This is a genomic window from Rhodococcus sp. NPDC058532, from assembly GCF_042719255.1.
Classification (GTDB): domain Bacteria; phylum Actinomycetota; class Actinomycetes; order Mycobacteriales; family Mycobacteriaceae; genus Rhodococcus_G.
In genome coordinates this window covers 345,335-360,799 of record NZ_JBHXNU010000001.1, presented here as the reverse complement: position 1 = coordinate 360,799, position 15,465 = coordinate 345,335, and the positions used below count along the sequence as shown (strand labels likewise).

Annotated in this window: 15 protein-coding genes; 7 read left to right on the top strand and 8 right to left on the bottom strand. The window is 69.0% G+C overall.

The window, feature by feature from the left end:
- Nucleotides 1–88: 88 nt before the first annotated feature.
- Complete coding sequence (locus ACFWQG_RS01560; RefSeq protein ID WP_378505805.1) at nucleotides 89–460, top strand: hypothetical protein; 372 nt, start codon at nucleotides 89–91, stop codon at nucleotides 458–460.
- 43 nt (nucleotides 461–503) lie between these two features.
- Here the strand turns inward: ACFWQG_RS01560 and ACFWQG_RS01555 are convergent, their stop codons facing one another.
- Nucleotides 504–1,229, bottom strand: coding sequence for a DUF1906 domain-containing protein (locus ACFWQG_RS01555; protein ID WP_378505804.1), 726 nt, complete (start codon nucleotides 1,227–1,229; stop codon nucleotides 504–506).
- A 209-nt stretch (nucleotides 1,230–1,438) separates the two neighbouring features.
- Between ACFWQG_RS01555 and ACFWQG_RS01550 the strand changes: the two genes are divergently transcribed.
- Nucleotides 1,439–1,654, top strand: a complete 216-nt coding sequence (locus tag ACFWQG_RS01550; protein WP_378505803.1) for a maltose regulon activator MalT — start codon at nucleotides 1,439–1,441, stop codon at nucleotides 1,652–1,654.
- 163 nt (nucleotides 1,655–1,817) lie between these two features.
- Nucleotides 1,818–2,177 (top strand): PLD nuclease N-terminal domain-containing protein, encoded by a 360-nt coding sequence (locus ACFWQG_RS01545; protein ID WP_378505802.1) that lies wholly within the window; start codon nucleotides 1,818–1,820, stop codon nucleotides 2,175–2,177.
- Nucleotides 2,178–2,186: 9 nt separating this feature from the next.
- Here ACFWQG_RS01545 and ACFWQG_RS01540 read toward each other — a convergent pair whose 3' ends face one another.
- Entirely contained in the window at nucleotides 2,187–2,942 is a 756-nt protein-coding gene (locus ACFWQG_RS01540; RefSeq protein WP_378505801.1) for a CPBP family intramembrane glutamic endopeptidase, read from the bottom strand.
- A gap of 120 nt (nucleotides 2,943–3,062) precedes the next feature.
- Between ACFWQG_RS01540 and ACFWQG_RS01535 the strand changes: the two genes are divergently transcribed.
- Nucleotides 3,063–4,760 (top strand): fumarate hydratase, encoded by a 1,698-nt coding sequence (locus ACFWQG_RS01535; protein WP_378505800.1) that lies wholly within the window; start codon nucleotides 3,063–3,065, stop codon nucleotides 4,758–4,760.
- A 68-nt stretch (nucleotides 4,761–4,828) separates the two neighbouring features.
- On the opposite strand, the gene ACFWQG_RS01530 is transcribed toward ACFWQG_RS01535, so the two are convergent.
- Nucleotides 4,829–5,284: a carboxymuconolactone decarboxylase family protein gene (locus ACFWQG_RS01530; protein ID WP_378505799.1), complete on the bottom strand. Its 456-nt coding sequence runs from the start codon at nucleotides 5,282–5,284 to the stop codon at nucleotides 4,829–4,831.
- Between the two features lie 119 nt (nucleotides 5,285–5,403).
- Here ACFWQG_RS01530 and ACFWQG_RS01525 point away from each other — a divergent pair, with 119 nt between their 5' ends.
- The 3 genes from ACFWQG_RS01525 (at nucleotide 5,404) to ACFWQG_RS01515 (ending at nucleotide 8,431) form a co-directional block, all read left to right on the top strand.
- Entirely contained in the window at nucleotides 5,404–6,297 is an 894-nt protein-coding gene (locus tag ACFWQG_RS01525) for a sigma-70 family RNA polymerase sigma factor (protein ID WP_378505798.1), read from the top strand.
- Nucleotides 6,298–6,349: 52 nt separating this feature from the next.
- Nucleotides 6,350–7,480 carry a winged helix DNA-binding domain-containing protein gene (locus ACFWQG_RS01520; protein ID WP_378505797.1) on the top strand — a complete coding sequence of 377 codons (1,131 nt, stop codon included), beginning with the start codon at nucleotides 6,350–6,352 and terminating at the stop codon, nucleotides 7,478–7,480.
- Between the two features lie 147 nt (nucleotides 7,481–7,627).
- Complete coding sequence (locus ACFWQG_RS01515) at nucleotides 7,628–8,431, top strand: DUF6924 domain-containing protein (protein WP_378505796.1); 804 nt, start codon at nucleotides 7,628–7,630, stop codon at nucleotides 8,429–8,431.
- Between the two features lie 45 nt (nucleotides 8,432–8,476).
- Here the strand turns inward: ACFWQG_RS01515 and ACFWQG_RS01510 are convergent, their stop codons facing one another.
- From ACFWQG_RS01510 to htpG, 5 genes are all read right to left on the bottom strand, one after another.
- Nucleotides 8,477–9,217, bottom strand: coding sequence for a hypothetical protein (locus ACFWQG_RS01510; RefSeq protein WP_378505795.1), 741 nt, complete (start codon nucleotides 9,215–9,217; stop codon nucleotides 8,477–8,479).
- Nucleotides 9,218–9,259: 42 nt separating this feature from the next.
- Nucleotides 9,260–10,330, bottom strand: coding sequence for a NucA/NucB deoxyribonuclease domain-containing protein (locus tag ACFWQG_RS01505; RefSeq protein ID WP_378505794.1), 1,071 nt, complete (start codon nucleotides 10,328–10,330; stop codon nucleotides 9,260–9,262).
- Between the two features lie 357 nt (nucleotides 10,331–10,687).
- On the bottom strand, nucleotides 10,688–11,581 hold the full coding sequence (locus ACFWQG_RS01500) for an IS5 family transposase (protein ID WP_378506040.1): 894 nt from the start codon (nucleotides 11,579–11,581) through the stop codon (nucleotides 10,688–10,690).
- 419 nt (nucleotides 11,582–12,000) lie between these two features.
- Nucleotides 12,001–13,338: a WS/DGAT domain-containing protein gene (locus ACFWQG_RS01495; protein WP_378505793.1), complete on the bottom strand. Its 1,338-nt coding sequence runs from the start codon at nucleotides 13,336–13,338 to the stop codon at nucleotides 12,001–12,003.
- Nucleotides 13,339–13,411: 73 nt separating this feature from the next.
- Nucleotides 13,412–15,346, bottom strand: coding sequence for a molecular chaperone HtpG (gene htpG, locus ACFWQG_RS01490; protein WP_378505792.1), 1,935 nt, complete (start codon nucleotides 15,344–15,346; stop codon nucleotides 13,412–13,414).
- Nucleotides 15,347–15,465: the final 119 nt, after the last annotated feature.

The window sequence follows — 15,465 nt, the reverse complement described above, 5'->3', positions numbered from 1 at the left end:
CTTTTTGTTTCCTGGGGTGGGGTGCTTTGAGAGAAACGGGAAGGGTCCCACCAAGCAAACCCCCCCTGAAAGGCCCCTTGCCTTTTCTTTGTCCCCCTCCCCCCCCCCCCCCGAGGCCGCACAGGGTGCCGTCTCCTCCGCGCAGAGCGCCGCGCAGGGCGCGGTCTCCTCCGCGCAGTCCGCCGCGAGCAGCCTCGCGGACCGTGCCACCGGGGCCGTCGACGCCATCCAGGCAGGCACCTTCACCGCCGCGTTCCGGGCGGGCTACCCGGAACTCGCCGAGGGCCGCGACGACGCCGCCATCGAGGACATCTACGCGCAGACCTGCGCCGCGATCGATCAGAACATCGACGAGTCGACGGTCATTGCCGAACTTGAGGTCCGCGCGGGCAACAACGGCACGCTCGCCACCGAGCAGCAGGCCAAGCAGATCTACAACATCGCCAAGCCGCTGTGCTAGCGAACCGGTGACCGCGGCCTGACGGGTCCGCCAAGCAGGCCCGTCAGGCCAGCGACCATTGGCCGTAGTCGGCCCGGAGGATCGAGTTCAGGTCGACACCGACGCCGCCGACGGCGCGCTTGTCGATCTCGAACTGGTGCAGGTGCGCCTCCGGGTGCACGTACCCCTCGGGTGTCCCCCAGTCGTGCTGCCAGAAGTACGCGCCAACGCCGGCGTCGAGGAGACGGTCGATCGTGCCGGAGTTCGCGTAGACGCCGGTGTTCTCCTGCCCGACGACCGCTTCCCATCCCCGCAGGTACGGAATGATCTGGGTGGTGATCTCCTGCGCGGTCGGGTTGTCGTCGATCGACGCGTAGATCGGCCTGCCCTCCGGTCCGCCGGCGGCGCGGTGCAATTCCAGGCCCCGCTCGGCGTGCCGGGTGCCCGCGTCGAGCCCGCCCCGCCAGTCCGAGGTGGCGCCCTTGCCGAACTGGTAGCAGGAGACCACCTCGAGTCCCGCCGCGGTCAACGCCGACGCCTCGTCCGCCCGCATCGGCTTCCCGAGCATCCACTGCGCCTCCGGCCTGCGGTCGGAGACGTACCGGATCGCACCCGCGTGCCCGGCCGCGGAGATCGCGGCGGCGTCGGGAACCCCGCCGGAGTAGTCGATCAGCGTGCCACCGACCGGCGCCGCGGACGCCGCGAAGCTGCCCGCCCCGAGTGCCGCGGCACCGAGCGCGGCCGACCCGACCGCGGCGTACCGGAACAGTTCACGTCGGGTTACCTGCACGGTGCCTCATTTCGCCGGGGACGTTTGCAGAATTGCACCACACCACAGTGGTGCCTGCCAGTCGCACAAACCCCTTCCGGTCTCACCCGCACCACGACCGGCGCTGCCCTGCCCGGCGTCGGCGGTACGCTCGGGACATCACCGCCGGTCGGCGGCACCCGTCGATCACACGACCTCCCATCCGACCTCCCCGAGGAGCGCGAGGCGTCATGTCGAAAGAGACCTGGTGGGCGATCGCCCCCGAAAGCCCCTTCACGTTCGAGCAGCGCCCCAACGGCGACCTCGTCGTCGCGAACCGCGACGGCGCCGAGGAGCACGTGCTGCACGGGTACGAATGGATGCACATCACCCCCGACGACCCGCAACGAATCAAGGTGCACGGCGAGGGCCCGCCGCCGTTCGGACGCTGGGTGCGGCTCGACTAGCAAGTTCCGCGTTTCTGAGCAATCCCTAAGTACTGCTCACAACCCCGGCGGAACGCCGGACCCACCCCGTAGCCTCCCTGCGGGGGTCAGGGGAACGGCCGACCCGGTCGATCCCCCGGCGACAGGCGTCACACACGCCCGGAAGGGGAGGAACGACTTCACCATGACACTCATCGTGTTGGCAGGGATCACCGCACTGGTCTGGGTCTGGCCCGTCGTGGATGTCCATACCAGGGCGCCGTGGCAGGTCAGGGTGTTGCCGCGCACCGCGTGGCTCGCGGTGACGCTCCTGCTACCGGGTATCGGCGGCGCATTGTGGCTGCTCGTCGGCAGGCCGCGTCGTCCGATGCCGCTTCCCGAGCAGCACGTCCACCCGGCCGTCCACTTCGCCCGCGAACGCGAACGGGCCAGGGAGCAGGCGCTGCTCGACGAGGAGGACGAGTTCCGCCGTCGCTTCCGCGAGCGGGTCGCCGACCAACGTCAGGCCGGTCACGCGCACCGCCTCGAACTCGACGACGCCTGAACCGCGCGGTCAGCTCGTCGTCACATGCCAGACGAGGGCCGCGGCAAGGGCGCCGACCCCGTTCAGCGACCAGTGCAGCGCGATCGGTGCGAGCAGGCTGCCGCTGCGCCGCCGCAGCCAGGTGAACGCGACACCGGCCAGCGCCGTCGCGGCGACCGCCCCCGCGATGCCGAGCACCTGACCGACCAGTCCGCCACCGAGCACCCCGGACAGCCCCGCGTTGCCACTGGTCAACCCGAGCGACGACGCGATGTGCCAGAGCCCGAAGAGCAGTGAGCCCGCGGCGAACACCCCGCGGGCACCCCACAGCCGGTCCAGGGTCCCGTGCAGGACACCGCGGAACGCGAGCTCCTCGGGAATCACCGTCTGCAGCGGAATGATGATCATCGATGCGATCAACGCGCCGGACACCGTCGCGTACCGATTACTCAGGAAGAACTGCCGCGTGAGCGGCACCGCGATCGCGACCGCGACGACGCCGAGGACCAGTGCGACCGCTCCCACCGCGTAGAGGCTGCCCTTGCGCCAGTGCCGCGGCGACAGACCGAGCTCGGCCCAGCCGAGGCCGCGTCCACGCCCGAGGCCGAGCAGCACCGCGGCCGAGATCGGGACGGCGGCGATCGACGCCCACACCGTGGTGAAGTGCGCGATCAGGTTCGTGGCGACCAACACCACCACGACGATGGCCACGTCGAGATACGCATGGAACCTCGGTCGCGTGATCGCGGGGAGGCCAGGCCCTGCCGCGGCAGCTGTATCCGACACCGCACCGAGTGTACGGACCCCACGACGGGTGCCTGGGCCGTATGATCCCCGCCGTCGTCGGCGCCGGACGGCAGGTTTAGCCTGGTTCTCGACTTCACACGCCCATTCCCAGGAGAGATGATGGCCGACTTCCTCTACGAGGACCTGCTGCCGATCGGGGAAGATCCCACCGAGTACCGGCTGCTGACCACCGAGGGGGTGTCCACGGTCGAAGGACCGGACGGCCGCACCTTCCTGCAGGTCGAGCCCGAGGCGCTGCGGCTGCTCACCGAGACCGCGCTGCACGACATCTCCCACTACCTGCGCACCGACCACCTCACGCAGGTCGCAAGCATCCTCGACGACCCCGAGGCGTCGAACAACGACAAGTTCGTCGCGCTCGACCTGCTGAAGAACGCGAACATCGCCGCGGCCGGGGTGCTGCCGATGTGCCAGGACACCGGCACCGCGATCGTGATGGGCAAGCGCGGCCAGCACGTGCTGACGCCGGGCGACGACGACGAGGCGATCGCCCGCGGCGTGTACGACGCCTTCACCCGGCTGAACCTGCGCTACTCGCAGAACGCTCCCCTCACCATGTGGGACGAGAAGAACACCGGCAACAACCTGCCCGCGCAGATCGAGCTGTACGCGGACACCGCCAAGGGCCACGAGAACTCCTACAAGTTCCTGTTCATGGCCAAGGGCGGCGGATCGGCCAACAAGTCGTACCTGTACCAGGAGACCAAGGCCATCCTGAACCCGGACTCGATGATGCAGTTCCTCGAGGCCAAGATCCGCTCGCTCGGCACCGCCGCGTGCCCGCCGTACCACCTGGCGATCGTGGTCGGCGGCACCTCGGCCGAGTTCGCGCTCAAGACCGCGAAGTACGCGTCCGCGCACTACCTGGACGAGCTGCCCACCGAAGGCGCGATGACCGGCCGCGGCTTCCGCGACCACGAGCTGGAGAAGAAGGTCTTCGAGCTGACGCAGAAGATCGGCATCGGCGCGCAGTTCGGCGGCAAGTACTTCTGCCACGACGTCCGCGTCGTCCGCCTGCCGCGGCACGGCGCCTCGCTGCCCGTCGCGATCGCGGTGTCCTGCTCCGCGGACCGGCAGGCGAAGGCGAAGATCACCCCGGAGGGCGTGTTCCTCGAGCAGCTCGAGTTCAACCCGGGCCGGTTCCTGCCCGAGGTCACCGACTCCGAGCTGGACGCCGAGACGTCCGGCGTCTCGGGCACCGGCAAGGGTGCCGCGGTGAAGATCGACCTGACCCGCCCGATGCCGGAGATCCTCGCCGAACTGTCCAAGCACCCGGTCAAGACCCGGCTGTCGCTGACCGGTCCGCTGGTCGTGGCCCGCGACATCGCGCACGCGAAGATCAAGGAACGCCTCGACGCAGGCGAGGACATGCCGCAGTACCTCAAGGACCACCCGGTGTACTACGCCGGCCCGGCGAAGACCCCGGAGGGCATGGCGTCGGGTTCGTTCGGACCGACCACCGCGGGCCGGATGGATTCCTACGTCGAGCAGTTCCAGGCGGCGGGCGGCTCGATGGTGATGCTGGCGAAGGGCAACCGCTCCAAGCAGGTCACCGACGCGTGCGACGCGCACGGCGGCTTCTACCTCGGCTCGATCGGCGGTCCCGCGGCGCGGCTGGCACTGGACTGCATCAAAAACGTCGAGGTCATCGAGTACGAGGAGCTCGGCATGGAGGCGGTCTGGAAGATCGACGTCGTGGACTTCCCGGCGTTCATCGTCGTCGACGACAAGGGCAACGACTTCTTCGCGCACACCGGCGAGGTCACCCTCACGGTCGGGAAGCGTCCCGGCCTGTAAGGGCGGTGATGACTCAGGGCCCGGTGGGAGCGATCCCGCCGGGCCCTCGTCGTGTCACCGTTGCATCGTCACCAGGACTGCCCCGCGGGCTGCCGGACGGTGACGTTGAGCCGGTTCCACAGGTTGATCGTCGCGATCTCCAGCGTCAGCGCGGCCAGCTGCTGCTCGTCGAAGTGGTCGGCGGCGTCGTCCCACACCGGGTCCGGGACGGCGTCCGGCCGATCCGCGATCCGGGTGACGGCCTCGGTGAGGGCGAGCGCCGCCCGCTCGGGATCGCTGAAGTGCGACGACTCCCGCCATGCGGCGACCGCGAGCAGCCGGTCGGTGCTGTCCCCGTCGCGCAGCGCCTCCTTCGAGTGCATCTCGAGGCACACGCTGCAGCCGTTGATCTGGCTGGCCCGGATGTGCACCAGGTGCACGATGCTCGGGGGCAGGCCGCTGCCCGCGGTGCTGGCACTCACCGCTTGCAGCGCGGCGACCGCGCCGGGCAGGACCATCGCCGGGTTGTTCATGCGAGCCTTCATGGTGTGCTCCTTCATCGGTGCTTCGGACTGATCGGTGCTTCGGACTGATCGGTGTTCCGGTCGTTCGATGCTCGTGTTCGTCATCTCGTTGACGGATCGGGCGGGAAGAATGTGACAGCGTGAACGACGAACTTCTGGCACGGCAGTTCGAGGAGCACCGCGACCATTTGCGCGCGGTCGGCTACCGGATGCTCGGATCGACCAGCGAGGCCGACGACGCGGTGCAGGAGACGTGGCTGCGGCTGAGCCGCTCCGACGCCGCTGCCGTGCAGAATCTCGGGGGCTGGCTGACGACGGTGCTGAGCCGGGTCTGCCTGGACATGCTGCGGTCCCGCGGATCCCGTCCCGAGGTGCCGCTGGACGAGCCGTCCCCTCGGGCGGTGTCCGATCCACGGCCGGATCCGGCACCGGAGGACGAGGCCGTCCTCGTCGACGAGATCGGCATCGCGATGATGGTGGTGCTCGACACCCTTGCCCCAGCGGAACGGTTGACGTTCGTGCTGCACGACATGTTCGCGGTCCCGTTCGACGAGATCGCGCCGATCGTCGACCGGTCCCCCACCGCGACCCGACAGCTGGCCAGCCGGGCCCGTCGCCGGGTCCGCGGTGCGTCGGTCCCCGACCACGCCCGGCACCACCGGCGCCGGGTGGTCGACGCCTTCCTCGTCGCCGCCCGCGAGGGCCGCTTCGAGGACCTGCTCACGGTGCTCGACCCCGACGTGGTGCTGCGCGCCGACGGTGCCGCGGTCTCCTCGGCGACCGCGGCGCTCGCCTTCGGTGCGCCCGCGCTGGCGGCGCGGATGCACGGCGCCCCCGCGGTGGCGGAGGCGTTCCGTGGCCGCGCCACCGGCGCCCGGCTCGCCACCATCGGCGGCGACCTCGGTGCGGCATGGGCGCCCGGGGGCACGCCGCGGTCGGTGTTCACCTTCACGGTCGTCGGGGATCGGATCGTTGGGCTCGACGTGATCGCCGACCGGAGCGCGATCGCGGCGCTCGACCCGCAGCTGGTGTGACGGGTCGCGTCGCTGCGCCGGGAGGGTCGGCGCCCGGCCCTACACTCGCGCCATGACGATGAACGTGTCTCGCGCACAGGTTCTCTCGTACCGGTGGCGGGTCCACCAACTCGGCAGGGCCGTCGGCGACGCGGCCGGGCCCACCGACTGCGACGTCCTCGACATCGGCGTCCAGAACACCGGACCGGACGGCGCGGCCCTTGCGCTGCACCTGCGCGGCACCCCGCCGGACACGGCGGGCGACCTCGCCCTCGCCTGGACCATCCGCGGCGCACCGCACTGCTATCGCCGAGCCGACCTGCCCGCGGTTGCGGTGGCGACCGCACCGCTGTCGGAGTCGGACGCGGGCAAGCGCATCTTCGATGCGAACCGGCCGCTGAAGGCAGCCGGGATCCCCGCGCTCGACGCGCTGCGTGCCGTCGCGGCCGCGATGCGCGATATCGTCCGGGAACCGACCGTCAAGGGCGACATGTCGGGTGCGTTGTCCGAGCGGATGAGCGAGCCGTACCTGCGGTTCTGTCGGCCGTGCAACGCCACGCACCTGTACGAGATGCCGTTCCGGCTCGCCGCGCTGCACGCGGGCCTGGAACTGCGCCGGGGAACCTCACCGCCGATCCTCGAACGCATCCCCGGCTGGCGGCCGGCCCCGTACGACCGGCTCGCGACCGACGCCGACCCCCGGGTCGACGTGATCCGCGGATACCTGCGTTTCTTCGGCCCGACCGACCCGAAGACCGTCGCCTCCTACCTCGATGCGCCGGTCGCGGAGGTGAAGCGGAACTGGCCCACCGACATCGTCACCGTTGCGGTGGACGGTGTGTCCCGGTCGATCCTGGCCGACGATGCCGATGCACTGTTCGTCGCACCGGCCGACGGGTCGGTGCGGCTGCTCGGCCCGTTCGACCCGTACCTGCAGCTGAAGGACCGGGGCCTGCTCGTCCGCGACGAGACCCGACGGAAGGCGTTGTGGCCGACGCTGGGTCGGCCGGGGGCCGTCGCCGTCGGCGGCGAGGTGATCGGCGAGTGGCGGCCGCGGACGACGGGGCGGCGGCTGGCGGTGGAGGTGACGCGGTGGCCGACGGAGGGCGGGCCGTCCGCCGCGGCGGAGGCGGTCGAGGAGCAGGCCGCCGCGCTCGCCGCGTTCCGCGGGGTCGAGTTCGCTGGCGTCACCTGGCGGGGCTAGGCCGTGTTTCAGAAGTGGTTCCGCCGAGGGAATCGCTACTGGTCGGCGTGTCGTGGTCGGAGATGATCGCATAGACGTCGGTGTTCAGAGACCCATTCGTGTCGCACCATCGTCCGGTCTCGGCAGTGTGCGTCGTATCGTGCAGTGATGGATCGTCAGTTGCCCGAGGGATTGTCCTTGCTTGTCCGTACCGACTTTTCGGATGATGCCCTGTGGCGGGAGGTGTTGCGATCGACCGTCAACGAGGATGAGGACGAGGACGAGTACTACCCGCAATTCACCGTGGTCGATGATCCGCAGTTCGAGGGGTTGACCATCGGCGGGCTGTTGAAAGTGGCGCGGCCTGACCAGTCCTATGTTTTTGTGGCGGACAGTCGAACGATGACCGATCCAGAGCATCCGCTGCTGGTGGTGGACACGGGCAGGGAGTCGACGGGGCACGTTCGGGGTCAGAGTGTGCGGGTGACGCAGCCGGTGATCGAGGCTGTGGAGTCGAACCTGTCCATCGCGAACATGGACTTCGTCGACTTCGTTCAGGCCGCGGAAGCCGACGGCGTGTACCGCGGCGCGGATCTCCGGACGAAACAGCCCGAGGTGCAGAGCGTTGCGCTCTCGGTAGTGCGGGATGCTGTTGCCCGCCAGAGCGGCGATCCGCTCTTCGCGCGCCTTCTGCACGATATCGACTCCGGTGAAATCAGCGGGACGACAATCCCTGTCACTCTGGATTTCGATATGGACAAGTATCGGGAGAATACGCGCAAGCCAATCGATGTCGACGTGTGGCGAGCCGAGGGGAAGGAAGAGTTTCTTCAGGCGATCAGCGAGGTGCCACGTGCGTCGACCTTTCGGCTGACGGCGTACGGACGCTTCATCTGGGACGTCGTCGCCGCTCCGGCCACGCTGGAGCCGGTCGCTGCGTACAAGATGGTCAGGACGGTTGATTCCGAGTGAGCGCCGGTGGTTGGGCGGGTCTCGCCCAACCACCGGTCGTGTCGGTCAGGAGACGGCGAACTCACCGATGACAGTCGTACCGTCCGTGTCGTAGAGCGGGACCGTTCGCGCACCGGGATCGGTGGCCAGGGCCTGCTCGGGGGTTGCCGCGGGTCCGCCGAGTGCATCCTTATGGATGTACCCGATCTCGCCGTTCGAGCCGATCGCGGCGATCAGGTCGGGAAGGTCTGCGTCGGCATCGATTCCTTCGCCGGATCCGAACGACTGCCCCCGATTGTTGGTTCCGGTTTCGATGTCGATGGTCTCGGCGACCTGGGCGCGGGCACTGAGCGGTGCAGGAACGTCGAAGTACAGCGGGTCGGTCGGGAAGGTGACGTACTCCTTGTAGGTACTGACACCGTCCCACGCGGCGACGAATCCGTGGCTGTTGTACCACCCGGTTCCGCACACCGCGGTGGTGCCCACCATCATCTGGGGGGCGGGGCGGACGTTGTAGCGGTAGTCGATGGCCTGGCAGAGGGCGCCGCTCTTGAACAGCCGCGCTCGGGCGCCGAGTCCGGCGGGAGCGACGTCGTTACCGGCGACCGTCCACACCTTGGATTGGGCGACCAGGTTGGGGTCGTTGATGATCGTCGACTGGTGCAACAGCAGGTTCCCGTTGACCGGAAGCGTTGCTCCGACCCAGCCGCTGAGGGTGTCCGCCCCCGCAATGCCGGGAGCAGCGAGCAACGCTGCTCCGGCGACCGCGCCAGCAGCCAGTGCAGATTTCAGATTGCGTCGAGTCATGTTGAACTCCTTCATGGGTTGTGGTGGGTCCGGTGGAGCCGGCTACGTCGTGCTGACGGTGAATGCATCGCCGGTCATGATTCGGTTGAGCCGGTAGAACGAGGCCATGAGATCTCCCTGGGCGGAGTTTTCAGTCTTGGGTACCCAGGCGATACTCGATGTGGCGCCGCCTTCAGCTGTCGATGCGAAGGGGTACTCGTCGCACTCAGGATTGACCATGGTGGGGTCTGGCGGGCCCAGCGCTGACGTCCGCGCCGTACTGCATGCGGCTGCTCGGTTCGCGTCTCGGGTACCCGAATCGGTGCGGTGCAGCGGGCTACCCAGCTGTCCCCGTCCTGTCGCGGACTGATCTGCGGAGATGTTCGCTGCGATGTAGGGGTAGGCCGAGCTGTAGTAGGCGACGTTGGGGGTGTAGTCCGGGTTCACGCATCCGGTTCCGCCGTTGACCTCTTGTGCCTTGTCGCACCGCAGAGTTTGCGATGCGGCCTTGTAGGTCGGGCCCGGAGTGACCGGCTGCGCGGGTGTGTGCGACTGGTACGCGTACGTGAATTCGGTCCGATCGGTGTTGATCGTCGCCAGGGGGGCGAAGTACGGTTCCTGCACGATGTCGTTGCTCTGATCGGTCAGCGGCATGCTGAAGTTCAGGATCTCCTCGGAGACGGCGCCGGACGGGTGCGCGGCGACGCTGAAATCCAGGGTTCCCGGTACCGGCGTTCCCCACGTAGCGAGCGTCGAGACTTCCGCGACCACCATCGACCGTTGGAGGCCGTACTGGGAATTGATGTTCAGCTGGATGTAGACACTCCACACGCCGGTGATCACCTCGGGCGCACTGGGATTGGCCTTGGTGAACTGCTCGACCCGTTCCGTGTACGTCTCGCACGAGGTGTAGCGGTGACGGTCGCAGGGCGGCAAGATGCTCTGGATCTGCGCGCGCGCCTGCTCGTCGACCGGGGGACCGGGAACATGCCGCTCGTAGAGTGTCGGAGCATCCGGTGCTGTGGTGGTCGGCTGCGCGACGGCGATCCCACCGCCGGCCACCATCGCGGCGGTAAGCGCAAAAGCAGAGCCCCACCGCATCCACCAGCCGCCGCCGATTCGTCGCGTGCTCAAGTGCATCCTCCCCGCCTGAATCCGGACATACCTCACCAAGGAAGCTGGAACGACAGTGAGAGCGAGACGTTCTCGGTTCCACCGGCTCGCGCCCTCTGTGAGGTCACCGGTCACAAGCTGTGACCGGCCTGAGCTTCACCGAAAACCGCCCGATCTTCTCGAACTGGACATACGTGTCATGGTCACGTTCCGGTTGCGGTTTGTACCTCTCAGTAAGGAACCCGGTGGTCGGCGTCGACTGCATACAAGGCCTCGGCGGCGGGTGACGCCATTTGGTAGTGGTGGACGGCGGCGGTCCCGCGGATCAACCAACGGTGAAATCCCGCCGGTAACCGAACCTGCACCCTCAGCCATGTTTCACAGGCCCGGGATGCCGAGCCACAGGTTGATCGCCGCGATACAGATCGTGGCGGTGTAACGGACGGCGAGCTTGTCGTATCTCGTTGCCACACCACGGTTCTGCTTGAGCAGATTGATACCGCACTCGACCGCATGACGCTGCTTGTAGTGCTCGGTGTCGAACACCGGGGGCCGGCCACCAGCCGAACCCTTGCGCTTTCGGTTCGCGGCCTGATCCGACTTGACCGGGATCGTCGCCCGGATACCCCGCTTGCGGAGATACTCGCGATTGGCGACACTGCTGTACGCCTTGTCCGCCAACACCGACCGCGGGCGGCACCGCGGCCTGCCCGGCCCGATCCGCGGCACCCGAATCCCCTCGAGCACGGTGACGAACTGCGGACTGTCACCGCACTGGCCTGCGGTAACGACGATCGACAGCGGTTTACGGCCCTGCTCGCACGCCAGATGGGTCTTCGTGGTCCAGCCACCGCGGGAGCGCCCCAACACGTGGTCGACGGGTTCAGTCTCTACGCCGCCGGGCGGCTCGACCTGCCCGCCGCCGTCCTTGCGGGCACCGGCCGCGTGCTGGTGCGCTCGGGCGATGGTCGAGTCGACGCTGACATCCCACACGATCTGGCCGGCGGCGTCGGCGAGGGCCTGCAACCGGGTGAGGATCGACGCCCACACCCCGGCGCGTTGCCAGCGGCGGAACAGTCCGTAGATCGTCTGCCACGGCCCGTACTGGGCCGGGACGTCCCGCCACGGGGCACCGGTGCGGATCCGCCACCGGATCCCGTCGATGAGCTGGCGTTTCGTCCACTTCGGCGGTCGGCCCGCCTTCTTCCCTCGAGGCAGCATCGGACCCAGCAACGCCCACTGTGCGTCGGTCAGGTCCGCTCGCCCCGGCACCGCTACGCTGGGCACGAGGTCTCCGGTATTCAGGTTCTTCTTGGTCGAACAACCCTCTACCGGAGACCTCGCTCATTCAGTTGCCACGACACGCCTGCCTGAGTGTGATTCCCGCCGGTGCACCCACTTTCGAAACACTGCCTAGGGCGGCCGGACGCACCCCGCGGACAACGCGAGGCCCGGCGGAACACTGGGTTCCGCCGGGCCCCGGCAGGTTTCGGGTGTGCCCGAACGATTACGGTCCGACGGCAAGCAGGTTCGCCAGGTCGGTCGCGGGCTTCTCACCGACGTAGGGCACGAGCGCATCGAAAATAAGGGTCGACATGTCGGGACTCCGTTCGTTTGGTGCAGACGCCGGTTCCGTCCGGCACCGGTCACAGTAGCGGGCCGGCGACGAGTTCGCCACGACTCACCCCCGATCAGGGCGTATCCCGGTCCCGACCCGCGCCGAGGCGGCGCACCGCGTACCTGAGCAGATCGACGTACCCGTCGAGGTCGGGCAGTACCGCGGGTGAGGTGACGACCGAGATCGTGACCCGACCCCCCATCCCGTGCACGCCGTGCGTGAGGCCCATGAACTGCGACAGCGCAGGGAATCCCGCGGTGAACCGCACCCGGCCGCCGCCGAGGGTGAGGTCGTCGGGGCCGCGGTCCACGCTGGAGACCACGGTGTTGCCGGTGACCTCGTCCGGCACCGCGGTGAAGTCGAAATGCTCGACGCCGTGGCGCAGCAGCGGCGCGGGCACGGCGGCCAGCACCCGGTCCTCCGCCGCACCGGACGGGTGGTCGGCGCGCAGCCGCCTGCGCCGGAGCGACTCGGCGATCGCGGCCGCCCGCTCCGCCGGATCCTCGATCCGTGGGTGCAGGTCCACCGCCACGTTGCGGAAGTGGTTGCGGGACACCGGCCGCCCCGGCTTCGCGACGGTGACCTCGGCGGCGAGGCAGGCGGCCGGGTCGGCGCCCCGCCCGCGCAGGTACCGGGTCAGTGCCATCGAGATCGCGGTCATCGCGCCGACCGTGACGGTGCTCCCCGCGCCGCGCAGGGTGTCCGCATCGACGACCACCGTCGCGATGGCGCGGCGGCCGTCCGGCGCGGCGTTCGTGAGCAGCTTCGGCAGGCTCGGCGGGGCCGCGGGGATCACCCCCGCCGCGGTGTCCCGGACCAGCCGCTGATGCCCGAGATAGGCGGGGCGGGCCCGCACCAGCATCTGCCCGACCTGGATCGGGAGCCGGACCGCGGCGGCGGCGACGGCCTGCGCGGGTCGCCAGGGCGCGGCGGCGGCGGGTGGGGCGGGCGGGACGGGCGCGAACAGGTCGCGGGCGATCGCCGAGGCCCGGCGCCCGTCCCCGAGTGCGTGCGCGACCTGCAGCACCGCGACCACCGCGTCCCCGGAGCCGCATTCCGGCGCCCCCGCCACGGGGCCGAAAAGGTGGAGCCGCCAAGGCGATTGGGTCGCGTCGAGCCGGTCGGTGAGCAGCGCCGCGACGGCCTCCCGGCAGCCGCCCCACGACATCGGTCCGGCGTGCAGCCGGATCGGGGCGGCGGCGGGGTCCATCGGCACCCAGTGCGGCAGGTCCATCCCGCCCGGCACCTCCCGCACCCGGATCCGCAGGTCCGCGACCGCGCACGCGCGGACCCGCAGCTGCTCGCCGATCACCGCGAGCGGGTGCGGGGTCGCGGCGAAGCAGTAGAGCAGGAACTGATCGGTGGGTATCCGCCGGGAAATCCAATACGACTGCGCATCCTGGGCGCTCATCCGCGGCACCGGCCGACGATAGCAGCGGCGGCCGGCCCGAATCGGACCGACCGCCGCGGCGCGGAAACCGGCGTCAGACCGTGGCGGCCAACCGGTTCGCGAGCAGGGTGGTGAACCGGGCCGGGTCGGCGAGTTCGCCGCCCTCGGCCAGCAGCGCCATGCCGTAGAGCAGTTCCGCGGTCTCCGCTGCCGCGGAATCTTCGGGCCGCTCGGCGCGGGCGGTCCGCAGCGCCTGCACCAGCGGATGATCCGGGTTGAGCTCGAGGATCCGCTTGGTCGCCGGGACGGGCTGGCCGGACGCCCGGTACATCCGCTCCAGCGCTGGGGACATGGAGAAGTCGTCGCCGACGATGCAGGCCGGGGAGGTGGTCAGGCGAGTCGACAACCGCACCGACTTGACGTGGTCGCCGAGGGTGTCGGTGAGCCAGGTCAGCAGGTCCGCGAAGTCCTTCTCGCGCTCCTCCCGCGCGGAGTCGTCCGCACCATCAGCCTCGGCGTCGAGATCGACCTCGCCCTTGGCGACGGACTGGAAGGTCAGGCCCTCGAACTCCGGCACCTGCGAGGCCCACACCTCGTCCACCGGATCGGTGAGCAGCAGCACCTCGAGGCCCTTCGCCTTGAAGGCCTCCAGGTGCGGCGAGTTCTCCAGCAGCTGACGCGACTCGCCTGCCGCGAAGTAGATCTGCTTCTGCCCGTCCTTCATCCGCCCGACGTACTCCGCGAGCGTGGTCTGCGCGTCCTCGCACGCGGTCGACGCGAACGACGAGATCTGCAGCAGCACATCACGATTGTCCGCGTCGGCGACCAGGCCCTCCTTCAGCGCCCTGCCGAACTCCGACCACAGGGTGCGGTAGTCGTCGGGCCGGGTTGCCTGGATCTCCCGGATCGTGGTGAGTACCTTCTTGGTGAGGCGCCGTCGGATCGCCCGAATCTGCCTGTCCTGCTGCAGGATCTCCCGCGAGACGTTGAGCGAGAGATCCTGCGCGTCGACGACACCCTTGACGAATCGCAGATACTCGGGAAGCAGTTCGTCGGCGTCGTCCATGATGAACACCCGCTTGACGTACAGCTGCACGCCGGTCTTGCCGTCCCGCATGAACAGGTCGAACGGCGCGTGCTTCGGGATGAACAGCAGCGCCTGGTACTCGAAGGTGCCCTCCGCCTTCATCGGAATCGTCTCGAGCGGGTCGTCCCAGGCGTGCGCGATGTGCCGGTAGAACTCGGTGTACTCCTCGTCGGACACCTCGTCCTTCGACTTCGCCCACAGCGCCTTCTGCGAGTTCAGCGTCTGGGTCTCGATCTCGACCCGCTCCGGCTCACCACCCTCGGCGGGGGTGCGGCGTTCGACGTCCATCCGGATCGGCCAGGCGATGAAGTCGGAGTACCGCTTGACCAGTTCCTTGATCTTCCACTCCGCGGTGTAGTCGTGGAGCTGATCCTCGGTATCGGCGGGCTTGAGGTGCAGGATCACCGAGGTTCCCTGCTGCGCGTCGTCGACGGCCTCGATCGTGTAGGTCGCCTCGCCGCTCGACTCCCAGCGGGTGCCCGTCGCCTCGCCCGCCTTGCGGGTCAGCAGGGCCACCCGGTCGGCGACCATGAACGTCGAGTAGAAGCCGATGCCGAACTGGCCGATCAGCTCTTCGCTGGCGGCCGCGTCCTTCGCCTCCTTCAGCTTCCGCCGCAGCTCGGCGGTGCCGGAGCGGGCGAGGGTGCCGATCAGGTCGACCACCTCGTCGCGGGACATGCCGATGCCGTTGTCCCGGATCGTCAGGATGCGCGCATCCGTGTCGACGGCGATCTCGATGTGCAGGTCGGCGGTGTCGGCGTCCAGGTCCTTGTCCTGGAACGCCGCCAGCCGCAGCTTGTCCAACGCATCCGACGCGTTGGACACGAGCTCCCGCAGGAAGGAGTCCTTGTTCGAGTAGATGGAGTGGACCATCAGGTCCAGCAGCTGGCGGGTCTCCGCCTGAAACTCCAGTTGTTCACGTTCCCCGGTGTGCGCGTTCAATCCGATTCCCTTCGACAGCGGACGGGCACAAGTCGACCGAATTTTACGCCTGCGACCAGCGCGGCAGACCTACCGGCCGGTAGTGCAATCGGCGCGGCGGGGCCATTGCCTCGCGCCGG